The following is a 12,097-nucleotide window of genomic DNA, read 5'->3' as shown; positions in this document are numbered from 1 at the left end:
TTTCTTCCTCCCCGTCGTACGAACGGGTATGTGTACGCTCACCCTCGCGTGGCGGTCCTTCCCGGAGGCCTCGGTCGTGGTGGCGGCAAACCGCGACGAGGCGCTGAATCGTCCCTCGGAGCCGCCGCGCGAACTCGAACCTGGCGTCGTCGGTCCCCGCGACGCCGAGGCCGGCGGGACCTGGATCGGCTACAACGACGACGGCCTGTTCGTCGGCGTCACGAACCGCTGGGTCGACGGGCTGGGCTCGAGTCGGTCGCGTGGGCTGCTCGTCCGCGACTGCCTGCGCGAGGCGTCGGCCGACGGGGCGGCGAGCCTGGTCGAGGAGTCCTGCGTCGAACACGACTACGACGGGTTCAACCTCGTGCTCGCCGACCGGGACGACGCGCTGCTCTTGGAGTGGGACGGCACCCTCGGCGTCACTGAACTGGGCGAGGGAATCCACGTCGTCGGCAACGTCGGGTTCGACGGGACGTACTACGAACCGCCGGACAGGGCCGATATCGCCGAACGGCAGGCCAGGAACGCGCGGAAACTGGCGGCGGAACTCGGCCCGTTCCCGGACGAGACGGCCGAGGAGTGGCTCGAACGTGCCGGCGAGGCGCTCGGCGACCACGAGTTCGGCGTCTGCATCCACGGCGACGTGTCAGACTCCGGAACGGCGTCGGACGGCACGTCGGACGAGTCCGGCGGCGGGTACGGGACGCGCTCCTCCTCGCTCGTCATCGTCGGCGACGACGGCAGCAGACGGTACGACTTCGCGGACGGACCCCCCTGCGAGACGGCCTACGAGCCGCTGATCGAGACGACCGCGGCCGACGCCGGCGAAGGCCAAAGTTAAACGGGGGCCGCACCCTGAGACTGGGTATGAGCGTCGCCGACGCCGAAGCTGACCTCTCGGATGACGAGTACGCAGGGCTCCAGCTCGTCCGCGAGTCGGGCGGGATCCACCAGAGCGACTTCTGGAAGGAACTCGACGTCTCCTCGCGCAAGGGGAGCCGGATCGCGGAGAAGCTCTCTGAGCTCGACCTCATCGAGCGCGAGGACGCCGTCTACGACGGTCACAACACCTACTATCTGGAGCCCACGGCCGCCGACCTCGACTTCTCGCTGCTCATGGCCGGCGACCTGCTCTCGCCGTTCATCGGCGAGGAGGAGATCGACCCGAACGGCGACGCGTTCACGCAGTGGCTGATGAACCTCGCGTACGAGGAGTACTGACCGGAAGTCTCCGGTTTTCGTTTCGTCCCTTTCCGCTCCATAGCTCGCACGCCCCGACCGGCAACACCTCGGAAGCCTCCGCGGCCCCTTCCAGTCCCGCCCGTTGCCGGTCGGGAGGGGGGGTCAGTCGGCAATTTCTCGGTCGCCGTCGCTCGCCGCTGGTCGGCAGACGTTGCCCGACGAGACGCCAGAAATCGTCGCGGTCGGCCGGTCAGCTATCGTCGTCGAGTCGGCCGTCCAGTTCGTCGACGAGGTCGCCGCCGTAGCCGACGTAGATCGTGGGCGCGAGCGCGCCTAGTTCCTCGCGGGTCGACTCGTCCACGTCGAGATCATCGAAGAGCCCGTGGAACGCCTCGAGGGTCGTTCGGCTGCCGCGCGTGAGCTCCTTGACGCGCTCGTAGGCGCCGGTGTCGCCCTCCCGTCGCAGGATGGTCTGGACCGCCTCGCCGATCACCTCGGGGTTTGCCTCCAGGTCCTCCCGCATGACCTGCTCGTTCGGCGTGACCTTCTCCAGCCCGGCCTTCGTCTTCGTGTAGCCGATCAGGCAGTGAGCGAACGCCGCGCCGACGTTGCGTTTCACCGTCGAGTCCGAGAGGTCCCGCTGGAGCCGCGAGGTGGTGACGTAGTCCGCCAGGAACGTGAGGTCAGAGTTCGCCTTCGAGAGGTTCCCCTCCGAGTTCTCGAAGTCGATGGGGTTCACCTTATGGGGCATCGTCGACGAGCCCGTCTCCCCGGCGGCGGCCTCCTGGCCGAGGTAGCGGTCCGACACGTAGAGCCACATGTCGCGGTCGAGATCGAGCAGGACGTCGTTCGCGCCACGGAGCGCGTCGAACAGCGCCGCGAGGTCGTCGCAGGGGTTCACCTGCGTCGCCAGCGGGGCGTGGTCGAGGCCGAGCGACGTGACGAACTCGCGGGAGAACGTCCGCCAGTCGACGTCGGGGTAGGCGGCCCGGTGTGCGGCGTACGTCCCCGACGCGCCGGCGAGTTTGCCAGACAGCCCCTCCCTTGCATCGGCGATCCGTCCGAGCGACTTCCCGAGACGCGCGGCGTAGACGGCCAACTCCTTCCCGAACGTCGTCGGCGTGGCCGGCTGGCCGTGCGTCCGCGCGAGCATCGGTAGGTCGCGGTGCTCCCGTGCCATGGCCGTCAGATCGTCCCGGACGTCGCGCAGGGCCGGCACGAGCACGTCCTCGACGGCCGGCTCCACGAGCAGCCGGTGGGCGAGGTTGTTCACGTCCTCGCTGGTCAGCCCGAAGTGGATCCACGGGTGGACGCGCTCTGGCGTCTCGGTCCGCAGGAAGTACTCGACGGCTTTCACGTCGTGGTTCGTCGCGGCGTAGCCCTCGGCGCCATCCGTCTCGAGCCGCTTGACGAGCCTGGCGTCCTCGGCGTCGAACTCGCCCACGACCGAGCGGAGCGCGTCGCGTTCGGCCGCCGAGAGCGACACGCCGACCGCCGGCTCCGCGGCGAGCGCGAGCAGGTACTCGACTTCGACGCGAACGCGGGCCCGGATCAGTCCGGCCTCGCTCGCGTACGGCACGAGCGGAGCGGTCCGGCCGGCGTACCGACCGTCCAGCGGTGAGACGGCCGCCAGCGGGTCCTCGCGGGGGATGTCCATACGCCTCCGTGCCGTCGCCGCGGGCAAAGGCGTTCCGGTCCCTGGAACCACGACTGTGCATATGTACAGGCTTCGGAGTCCGAATTAGCCGACGTATTGTGCATGGGACTGTATACTTACCCGATCTGGACCGCAACCGTTTTTCTCCCCGCGCCTGACCGTTCCCACATGAAGATTGCCGGCATGGCGAGCAACCGCGGACGAAACCTTCGACGGATCGCGGACCTGGCGCCCGGCGGGGCGACCCTCTCGGTCGTACTCACGAACGACGCCGACGCGCCGGTGCTCGACGCGGCTGCCGAGCGCGGGATCGCCACCGAAGTCGTCGAACGCGACCCGGACGAGGCCCGCGAGTCCCACGAGCGTCGGGTGCTCGACGCGCTGGCCGAACACGAGTTCGACCTCGTCTGTCTCGACGGCTACATGCGCGTGCTGACCGCCGAGTTCCTCCGGTCCGCGCCGACGACGCTGAACGTCCACCCGTCGCTGCTTCCCGCGTTCCCGGGCACCGACGCACACGAGCAGGTGCTCGAGGCGGGTGTCCGGACCACGGGCTGTACGGTCCACGTCGTCACCGAGGAGGTGGACGGCGGCCCGATCGTCACGCAGGAGCCGGTGGCCGTGTTCGAGAGCGACGACGCCGCCGACCTGAAGGAGCGTGTGCTGACCGAGGCGGAGTACGCCGCCTACCCGCGGGCGGTGAAGTGGTTCGCGGAGGGGCGCGTCGAGGTGGACCCGGACGCCGGCACGGTCACCGTCGACGGCGACGACGCGGGCGACGACGGCGGGTTCCCGTCCCGTCGGCTCGTCAGCGACGACCGCGTCCGCGAACTCCGCTACGGCGAGAACCCCCACCAGGACGCCGCGCTGTACGCCGACACGACCTGCGAGGAGGCGAACGTCGTCGCGGCCGACCAGCTGAACGAGGGAGCGAAGGCGCTCTCGTACAACAACTACAACGACGCCGACGGCGCGCTGAACCTCGTGACGGAGTTCGACGAGCCGGCCGCCGCCGTCATCAAGCATACCAACCCCGCCGGCTGTGCGACCGCGGACACGCTCGCCGAGGCGTACGCCGACGCGCTCTCGACGGACGCGAAGTCCGCGTTCGGCGGCATCGTCGCGCTCAACCGCGAGTGCGACGCCGCGACCGCGGAACTGATCGTCGACTCGTTCAAGGAGGTCGTCGTCGCGCCGGGCTACGAGTCCGACGCGCTCGACGTGTTGACCGGGACGGAGAACCTCCGCGTGCTCGACGTCGGCGACCTCGGTGCGCCCGGCCGGACGGGCGAGACCCTGACCGAGAAACCGATCCTCGGGGGTCGCCTCGTTCAGGAACGCGACCTCCAGTCGCCGACGGGGGCGGATCTGGAGTTCGTCACCGAGCGGGAGCCGACCGACGAGGAGGTCGAGACGATGCTGTTCGCGTGGAAAGTGCTCAAACACGTCAAGTCGAACGGCATCCTGTTCGCCGAGGGCACCGAGACGGTCGGCGTGGGGATGGGGCAGGTGTCGAGGGTCGACGCCGTCACGCTCGCCGCGATGAAGGCCGAGTCGGACGCCGAGGGCAAGTCGGCCGACGGAGCCGTGATGGCCTCGGACGCGTTCTTCCCGTTCCCGGACGCCATCGAGGAGGCGGCCGAGGCGGGCATCGAGGCGGTAATCCAGCCCGGCGGCTCGGTCAACGACGACGACGTCATCGAGGCGGCGGACGCGCACGGCATGGCGATGGCGTTCACCGGATCGCGGTCGTTCCGGCACGACTGACCCGCGACCCGCCGTTCGACGCACCACACCGATCGTACCGGATCACGACTGGTTCCCAAACCCACAAAATCGCCGTCCTCAGCTGCTGAGGACGTGGCGTATGGATTATGTACCGGCCCGTACTGTGGCGAGTTGAATGTCCAACGAACACGTCGGTGACGGGTTTGGGGCACCGATGCGGGACGAGTGGGACATGGCCGGCTACGTGATCAGTTCCGACTACCGGACGAGCGTGCTCGGGCGGCTCGCGGACGGACCCGCGACGCCGTCACAGATCGCGGACAACGCGGACATCGCCGTGACCCACGTTTCACGGGCCCTCAAGGGGCTTCGGGAACGACGGCTGGTCACGCTGCACGTCTCCGAGGAGCGCGCGAAGGGGCGGGTCTACGGGATCATCGATCAGGGGAGCAAGGTCTGGGAGCTCATCGAGTCGCAGGGGCTCGTCGACCGAACCCAGTGATGGGGCGTCATCGCTCCGGCTCGTGCCGGCGACCCGGAGACGGACGGGGGACCGACCTCGGCGGGCAAACGGGTCGCGGACGGCGCGCCCGACCAGCCCACGCTCGGACCCGACCCACGCGACCGGCCGACGGTCGAGACGGGGGACGGGTGCCATGAGCGACGACGAGCGGTCCGTCGACGAACTGCTCGGGCTGTTCGGCGACGAACTCACCCGGGGGATCCTGCTTTCGACCAGCGAGACGCCGCTGTCGGCCGAGGAGCTGTCCGACCGGTTCGCCGTCTCCCGGACGACCGTCTATCGGCGCGTGAAACGGCTCGGACGCTACGACCTCGTCCACGAGGCCGTCCGGACCGACCGGGACGGGCACCACTACCGCGTGTTCGAGGCCGCCGTCGACGGGATCACGTTCGGGATCGAGGACGGAAAGCTCGCGGTCACCGTCTCGGTCGCCGGCGACCTGGCCGACGGGTTCGAGGGGTTCATGGACGGAATGGAGGCGTCGGTCGATCGAGTGACACGCGAGGCCGGTGACCGGGCCGACCGGACCGACGGCACCGATACCTGGGGGAACCCTCACCATGGTTAGGTCCCCCGAACTGTGGGCGTTCATCCTCGCCAACGTCGGGCTGTTCCTCGTCGGCAGCACCCTGGCGCTGCTCAGCTATCTCGCGTACCGCCGGAACCGTGGGCGGCGGTCCTACCGGCTCTCGACGATCGGGTTCGGGTTCGTCGTCTTCGGGGGGCTGGTGGAGCCGGTCTACCAACTCTCGGCGCGCGGCGATTACGTGCTCACCCGGGACGAACTCCTGTTGTTGCAGTCCGGCGAGACGCTCCTCATGGCCGTCGGTCTCGGGATCCTCTTTTATTCCATTACGACACACGGAACCGATGCCGACTCAACGATCACGAGTCGGACCCACGCCGGGACCGAGTACACCCTGGAGGCGGGGTATCGGGACGAGAGCTGATGGGAACGAACTCCGTTCGATGAGCCGAAGTCGGCAACCCCCAGCAGCCAGTCTGTGTCGTCCCCCACGACTGACAAGGTAGCCCTGACTGCCCCGCTGGTCATGGAGTGCGGGAAACGACGAGACGACGACGTGGACGACAGTTGGGTGGCGTCCCTCGGGTCGCAGTCGTCCGGGGACGACTGAACGCGTCCGCCACGAATCGAACCGTTTCGAAAACTGCTCGGTTCTCCCCTGCAAACAGTACTCATACGTTTTATTCATCGGAAAACACGCGGAACGGATGCGACGTTACTTATCAGACTCCCTCACAGTTCACGACGAACGCGGCACCGACGACATGACAGTGGATGGCCGGGGTGAGGGGACGGAACGGGGAACCGCCGAGAAGCTCGCAAACCTCCACGCCGCGACGCGCGAGATGATGCTCGCGGAGTCGAGCGAGGAGGTCGCAGGAATCGCGGCCACGGCCGCGACGGACGTGCTCGGCTTCTCGCTCAACACCGTCCGGCTCCACGAGGAGTCGCCCGAACGACTCCTGCCGACCGCGGTGTCGCCGGCCGTCGAGGAACTCGCCGGCGACCGTCGCGCGTACGAGCGCGGCGAGACAGTCCAGTGGGACGCGTTCGACGGCGACGAACTGCTCACGTTCCAGGACATCACCGAGATCGACGACGACGTGCCCAGGACCGGCGAGGGGAGCATGCTCGTCGCGCCGCTGGCCGAGCACGGGGTGCTCACGCTCGGGTCGGTCCGGACCGCCGACATCGACCCCGCGGACGTGGAACTCGCCCGCGTGCTGGCCGCGAACGTCGAGGCGGCGATGAACCGGGCGGAGCGACGGGCGACGCTGGCCGCCCGGACCGCCAGACTGGAACGACAGAACGAACGGCTCGACGGGTTCGCCTCGATCGTCAGCCACGACCTCCGGAACCCGCTGAACGTCGCCGCCGGGAACGTCGACCTGGCTCGGGAGACGGGTGACCTGGACCGGCTCGACGCCGCGAGCGACGCGCTGGACCGGATGGACGGGCTCATCGACTCGGTGCTCACGCTGGCACGGGAGGGGCGCGTCGTCGAGGAGACCGAACCGATCGGGCTCTCGGAGATCAGCGCGAGCGCGTGGTCGTCGGTCGACGCGCCCGACGCGAGTTTCACTGTGGCGGGCGACGCGGTGGTCGAGGCCGACCGCGAACGGCTCCGCACGCTGCTCGAGAACTGCTTCCGGAACGCCGTCGACCACTGCGGTCCGGCCGTCTCGATCCGCGTCGAACCGCTCGACGGTGGCGGGTTCGCCGTCTGTGACGACGGTCCCGGGATCCGTCCCGACGAGCGCGAGGAAATCTTCGAGCGCGGCTACACGACGACGGAGGAGGGGACGGGGTTCGGGCTCGCGATCGTCCGCGACGTGGCCGACGCACACGGCTGGTCGGTGACGGTGACCGAAAGCGACGCTGGCGGATCGCGCTTCGAGTTCACGCTCACCCGTTAGCCTAAAGCGGCCCCCGCGGGTCCCACGGAGTATGGAGTACTACGAGGCGGCGAACTTCCTGTTCGACCTCCGTCGCTTCCAGGTCAAGCCGGGCACCGAGTCGGTGCGCGACCTGCTGGCGCAACTGGGCGACCCGCACGAGGGCGTGGCGTTCGTGCAGGTCGCGGGGTCGAACGGGAAGGGCAGCGTCGCCCGGATGCTCGCGTCCACCCTCCGCGAGGACGGCCGGACGGTCGGGCTCTACACGTCCCCGCACTTCGAGGACCTCCGCGAGCGGATCCGCGTCGACGGCCGGAAGATCCCCGAGTCGGCCGTCGCCGAGTTCGTCGAGGAGGCGAAGCCGTGGCTGATCGAGAGGGCCGCCGACGGCGAGCCGCTGACGTTCTTCGAGGTCGTCACCGCGATGGGGATCTGGCGGTTCGGCCGCGCCGACGTCGACGTCGCGGTCCTGGAGGTCGGGATGGGCGGGGAGCTCGACGCGACGAGCGTCGTCGATCCGGTCGCCGCCTGCGTCACGAACGTCGCGCTCGAACACACGAGCGTCCTCGGCGACACGGTCGAGGAGATCGCCGAGAAGAAGGCGACGGTCGCGCCCGGGGACGCGCCGCTCGTCACGGGAGCGAGCGGGACGGCACTGGAAACGATTCGGGCGGTCGCTGGCGACGCGGTGACGGTCGGGGACGCGACCGCGACCGACCGTTCGGGCGCCGACGCCGACGTGACCGCGACGTACGAGGGTGCCGTCTCCCACCAGGAATCCGCCGTCTCGGTCGGGGGCGACGGCTGGACGGTCGAGGGACGGATTCCGTTGCTGGGTGCCCACCAGGCGACCAACGCCGGCATCGCGGTCACGCTCGCCCGGCAGCTCGGGCTCACCGACGACGGGACGCTGGCCCGCGGACTCAGGAACGCCCACTGGCCGGGCCGCTTCGAGGTGATGGGGACGGACCCGTTCGTCGTCCTCGACGGAGCACACAACCCCGGCGCGTGCGCGACGCTCTCGGAGACGCTCGGGGAACTGGAGTACGACGATCTCCACCTCGTCTTCGGCGCGATGCACGACAAGGACCACGACGAGATGGTCGCCGCGCTCCCGGCGACGGAGACCGTCCGGACGTGCGCGCCGACCCTGGATCGGGCGGAGGACCCCGAGGTGCTGGCCGAGGTGTTCCGTCGGGGCACCGACGCCGCGGTCACGACGGAGTCGTCGGTCGCCGCCGCGCTCTCGGCGGCGCGCGAGCGGGCGGACGAGGCAGACTGCGTCCTGCTCACCGGCTCGCTGTTCTGTGTCGCCGAGGCGCGAACGGCGTGGACCAGAGTCGGGATCGACAAGGAGGTGGACGGCGTCACCGCGGCGGAGGCGACCCTCCGCGGGGCGAACGTCACGCCGACGGACGCGGAGGACGTGCGCGGGAGGGCGGTCCACCGCGTCATCAAGATCCGCGTCCCGGCACGGCAGGCGGACGCCCTCCAGCGGGAGCTGCTCGCGGTCGGCGGCGCGTGCGCGACGTCGGGAATCGAGGGGGCCGGCGAACTCCACGAGGTCGTCCTGACGGGGACGCTCGCGCAGTTCCGGTCGCTCGTCGAATCGCTCGAAGGGCAGGGACTGGGCCTGCCCGACGTCGCCGGGGACATCCGGGCGGCGGCGGGAGTCGAGGCGATCGATTCCGGTGGTGAGGGCCTGTCCGGTCCCGGTGGTGACGACACGACCGGTTCCGCGGACGACTGCTCGGCCGACTCCCGGAGCTACCCGTGGGAGCACGGCACCGCGGTCATGGGCGTGTTGAACGTGACCCCGGACTCGTTCCACGACGGCGGCGAGTTCTTCGACGCCGAGGACGCGCTGGAGCGGGCGACCGAACTCGTCGACGCTGGCGTCGACATCATCGACGTGGGCGGCGAGAGCACGCGACCGGGCGCCGAGACCGTCCCGGTCGGGAAAGAGATCGACCGCATCGTCCCGGTCATCGAGGCGGTCGCCGGCGCGGACGCGCTCGTCTCGGTGGACACCCGGAAGGCCGCGGTCGCGGAGGCGGCACTCGACGCCGGGGCCGACGTGCTCAACGACGTCACCGGCCTCGAGGACCCCGAAATGCGCTTTCTCGCGGCCGAGCGCGACGTGCCCGTCATCGTGATGCACAGCATCGACGCGCCGGTCGATCCGACCACGACCGTCGAGTACGACGACGTCGTCGAGGACGTGATCGACCAGTTGAACGAGCGCGTCCTGCTCGCGGAGAAGGCGGGCATCCCCCGAGAGAACGTCGTCGTCGACCCCGGTCTCGGGTTCGGCAAGTCGAAGCGGGAGAACTTCGAACTCCTCGGGCGCGTGGACGAACTCCACGCGCTCGGCTGCCCGGTGTTGATCGGCCACTCCCACAAGTCGATGTTCGAACTCGTCGGCGGGACGGCTGGCGATGCCGGCTCCGAGACGGTCGCCGGGACCGCGCTCGCGGCGGCAAACGGCGCGGACATCGTCCGCGTCCACGACGCCGCGGAGAACGTCCGGGCGGTCCGCGTCGCCGAAGCCGCGAGCGACCCGGACGGATTCGAACGGCGGGCGTCATCGGCCGAGCCGGCGGAGACGGGGGGATCGGGCAGGTCGGGGCGCTCGGGCGGGTCGGGTGGGTCGGGGGGCTCGGAACCGTGAGCGACGACCAGTCCGGGGTCGCCGCCGGGTCGGGGAACGCCGCCACGGAAGCTCCCCCGTACGAGGCCGTGTTCGCCCGCCCGGACGGCGACGCCACCGTCTCGCGCTACGCCCGCACGGCGCGCGAGCACGGCTTCGGCGGCGTCGTCGTGCGGACCCGGACGGCCGAGTTCGACCCGGAGGCCGTGGCCGACGCGACCGGGATCGACGTCGTTCCGGCCGTCGAGATCGTCGCGGACGACCCGCCGTCCGCGAGCGGGAGCGTCGGCAACTTTCGGCCGGACTACCCCCTCGTGATCGTCAGGGGCGGGACGAACGCGCTCAACCGGTTCGCGGTCGAGCAGGACCGCGTGGACGTGCTCGCGCGGCCGATGGCCGGCGACGGCGACCTCAACCACGTGCTGGCGAAGGCGGCCGCGGAGCACGGGACGCGCGTCGAGTTCGACCTCGGGCCGGCGTTGCGCGAGTCGGGCGGGAGCAGGGTCAGGGCGATTCAGGACCTCCGCAAACTCCGGGAACTCGTGACCCAGTACGACGCGCCGTTCGTCGCGAGCGCCCGGCCGCGTTCGCACCTCGAACTCCGTTCGCCACGGGAACTGGTCGCCGTGGGCGAGGAGATCGGGTTCTCCTCCGGACAGGTTCGCGCCGGGCTGGCCGAGTGGGGGCAACTCGCCGCGCGGAACCGGCGGCGCCGCTCCGAGGAGTTCATTTCCCCGGGGGTCGAACGTGGTCGGTATGAAGGAGACGATCGAGGAGCACGCTGACCGCTTCTCGGAGATCGCGGCCGAGTACGACGACGACAAGACGCCCGAGTACGAGGCCTGTGCGGGGCTCGTCATCGACCAGGCGCGACCCGGCGCGACCGACACGGTCGTGGACCTCGGCTGTGGCACCGGGGCGATCGCGCTCGCGCTCGCCGAGGATGCCGGTCAGGTCGTCGGCCGCGACATCAGCGAGGGCATGCTGGAGGAGGCCCGCCGGAAAGCCGACGAGCGTGGCGTGGACGACTTCACGGCGGACTACGGCGAGTTCCGCGACCCGAACTACGACGGCCCGGCCGACGTCGTCACCACCAACTTCGCGCTGCACCACCTTGGCGAGGCCGAAAAGCGGGACGCGATCGAGGCGATGGCGACGCTGGGCGGCGGGTCGCAGTCGTCGGCCGGCGCGGCCGACCCGGGTGAGCCACGACGGATCGTGCTCGGTGACGTGATGTTCTTCGGGGAGCCGGACCCCGAGGAACCGTTCTACAGCCCCGAGGTGGACGAGCCGTCCACGGTCGGATCACTCGTCGAGATGTTCACGGACGTCGGCTACGCGGTGACGAAGGTCGACAGGGTCCACGACCAGGTCGGTGTCATCACGGCCGAGCGGGTCGTGGCCGTCGAGGACGCGTGAGATGACGCGGGACCGAAGGGGGCACGGCGCGTGAAACACCTGCCGAAACACCTTCGGCCTCGGTGGCGCTACCTCGCGGTCGGCATCGAGACGTGGCCGGACGCCTCGATCCCGCGGGGCGCGTTCCAGCGGTCGCTGTGGTACGCGGCCCAGAACCTGCTCGGCGACCCCGGCAGCGCGGACGCCGACCTGACGGTGGTGACCTACGAGTTCGGTGACGGCGCCGGCGAGGCGATCGTTCGCGCCCGTCGCGGCGAGGTGGACGCCGCACGCGCGGCGCTGGCCTGCGTCGCCGACGTCGACGGCGAGGCGATCGGCCTCCGCGTCCGCGGCGTCTCCGGGACGATCCGGGCGTGTGAGGAAAGGTATTTAGGACGCGCGGCCGGAGTTCGTGACGAGAGAGACGTCGCGTTCGAGAGCGAGTCGCGGCGGGCGTATTCACGGGACGGCGCGGTCGACGTGGAGACGCCCGACGGGTTCGTGGGCGCGACCGACGAGGACGTCTCACGCTAACTAC

At 70.1% G+C, this 12,097-nt stretch carries 12 protein-coding genes; 11 read left to right on the top strand and 1 reads right to left on the bottom strand.

The window, feature by feature from the left end; translation table 11 throughout:
- Window positions 1-28 precede the first annotated feature (28 nt).
- Together RJT50_RS09350 and RJT50_RS09345 are read left to right on the top strand one after the other, a co-directional pair.
- A complete protein-coding gene (locus RJT50_RS09350) occupies window positions 29-841 on the top strand; it encodes an NRDE family protein (RefSeq protein ID WP_313690977.1) in 813 nt (270 codons plus the stop codon).
- Window positions 842-867: 26 nt separating this feature from the next.
- Entirely contained in the window at window positions 868-1,221 is a 354-nt protein-coding gene (locus RJT50_RS09345; RefSeq protein WP_313690976.1) for a helix-turn-helix transcriptional regulator, read from the top strand.
- Between the two features lie 211 nt (window positions 1,222-1,432).
- Here the strand turns inward: RJT50_RS09345 and purB are convergent, their stop codons facing one another.
- The gene (purB, locus tag RJT50_RS09340; protein ID WP_313690975.1) at window positions 1,433-2,839 is read right to left on the bottom strand and encodes an adenylosuccinate lyase; all 1,407 of its coding nucleotides are present in this window, start codon (window positions 2,837-2,839) and stop codon (window positions 1,433-1,435) included.
- Between the two features lie 168 nt (window positions 2,840-3,007).
- Between purB and purN the strand changes: the two genes are divergently transcribed.
- The 9 genes from purN to RJT50_RS09295 all read left to right on the top strand — a co-directional run bounded on the left by purN (window position 3,008) and on the right by RJT50_RS09295 (window position 12,093).
- The gene (gene purN, locus RJT50_RS09335) at window positions 3,008-4,606 is read left to right on the top strand and encodes a phosphoribosylglycinamide formyltransferase (RefSeq protein WP_313690974.1); all 1,599 of its coding nucleotides are present in this window, start codon (window positions 3,008-3,010) and stop codon (window positions 4,604-4,606) included.
- A 136-nt stretch (window positions 4,607-4,742) separates the two neighbouring features.
- Window positions 4,743-5,069, top strand: a complete 327-nt coding sequence (locus RJT50_RS09330; RefSeq protein ID WP_313690973.1) for a winged helix-turn-helix domain-containing protein — start codon at window positions 4,743-4,745, stop codon at window positions 5,067-5,069.
- A gap of 154 nt (window positions 5,070-5,223) precedes the next feature.
- The gene (locus tag RJT50_RS09325; protein ID WP_313690972.1) at window positions 5,224-5,658 is read left to right on the top strand and encodes an HTH domain-containing protein; all 435 of its coding nucleotides are present in this window, start codon (window positions 5,224-5,226) and stop codon (window positions 5,656-5,658) included.
- Window positions 5,651-6,040, top strand: coding sequence for a DUF7521 family protein (locus tag RJT50_RS09320; protein WP_313690971.1), 390 nt, complete (start codon window positions 5,651-5,653; stop codon window positions 6,038-6,040). The genes RJT50_RS09325 and RJT50_RS09320 overlap by 8 nt, the downstream gene beginning before the upstream one ends.
- Before the next feature lie 340 nt (window positions 6,041-6,380).
- Window positions 6,381-7,532: a sensor histidine kinase gene (locus tag RJT50_RS09315; protein ID WP_313690969.1), complete on the top strand. Its 1,152-nt coding sequence runs from the start codon at window positions 6,381-6,383 to the stop codon at window positions 7,530-7,532.
- A 31-nt stretch (window positions 7,533-7,563) separates the two neighbouring features.
- On the top strand, window positions 7,564-10,182 hold the full coding sequence (gene folP, locus RJT50_RS09310; protein ID WP_313690967.1) for a dihydropteroate synthase: 2,619 nt from the start codon (window positions 7,564-7,566) through the stop codon (window positions 10,180-10,182).
- 68 nt (window positions 10,183-10,250) lie between these two features.
- The gene (locus tag RJT50_RS09305) at window positions 10,251-10,946 is read left to right on the top strand and encodes an RNase P subunit p30 family protein (RefSeq protein WP_313695963.1); all 696 of its coding nucleotides are present in this window, start codon (window positions 10,251-10,253) and stop codon (window positions 10,944-10,946) included.
- Window positions 10,918-11,580, top strand: a complete 663-nt coding sequence (locus tag RJT50_RS09300; RefSeq protein WP_313690966.1) for a class I SAM-dependent methyltransferase — start codon at window positions 10,918-10,920, stop codon at window positions 11,578-11,580. The genes RJT50_RS09305 and RJT50_RS09300 overlap by 29 nt, the downstream gene beginning before the upstream one ends.
- 30 nt (window positions 11,581-11,610) lie before the next feature.
- Complete coding sequence (locus tag RJT50_RS09295) at window positions 11,611-12,093, top strand: Rpp14/Pop5 family protein (protein ID WP_313690965.1); 483 nt, start codon at window positions 11,611-11,613, stop codon at window positions 12,091-12,093.
- The last annotated feature ends 4 nt before the right edge of the window (window positions 12,094-12,097 follow it).

The organism is Halobaculum sp. XH14 (assembly GCF_032116555.1).
In the GTDB taxonomy this organism is placed as follows: Archaea; Halobacteriota; Halobacteria; order Halobacteriales; family Haloferacaceae; genus Halorarum; species Halorarum halobium.
The sequence above is the reverse complement of the archived record's forward strand: the minus strand, read 5'-3'. Positions and strand labels throughout refer to the sequence as shown.

Coding starts and splice junctions, on each gene's coding strand:
- RJT50_RS09350 (WP_313690977.1), top strand. CDS start 29: ATGTGTACGCTCACCCTCGCGTGGCGGTCCTTCCCGGAGGCCTCGGTC.
- RJT50_RS09345 (WP_313690976.1), top strand. CDS start 868: ATGAGCGTCGCCGACGCCGAAGCTGACCTCTCGGATGACGAGTACGCA.
- purB (WP_313690975.1), bottom strand. CDS start 2,839: ATGGACATCCCCCGCGAGGACCCGCTGGCGGCCGTCTCACCGCTGGAC.
- purN (WP_313690974.1), top strand. CDS start 3,008: ATGAAGATTGCCGGCATGGCGAGCAACCGCGGACGAAACCTTCGACGG.
- RJT50_RS09330 (WP_313690973.1), top strand. CDS start 4,743: ATGTCCAACGAACACGTCGGTGACGGGTTTGGGGCACCGATGCGGGAC.
- RJT50_RS09325 (WP_313690972.1), top strand. CDS start 5,224: ATGAGCGACGACGAGCGGTCCGTCGACGAACTGCTCGGGCTGTTCGGC.
- RJT50_RS09320 (WP_313690971.1), top strand. CDS start 5,651: ATGGTTAGGTCCCCCGAACTGTGGGCGTTCATCCTCGCCAACGTCGGG.
- RJT50_RS09315 (WP_313690969.1), top strand. CDS start 6,381: ATGACAGTGGATGGCCGGGGTGAGGGGACGGAACGGGGAACCGCCGAG.
- folP (WP_313690967.1), top strand. CDS start 7,564: ATGGAGTACTACGAGGCGGCGAACTTCCTGTTCGACCTCCGTCGCTTC.
- RJT50_RS09300 (WP_313690966.1), top strand. CDS start 10,918: ATGAAGGAGACGATCGAGGAGCACGCTGACCGCTTCTCGGAGATCGCG.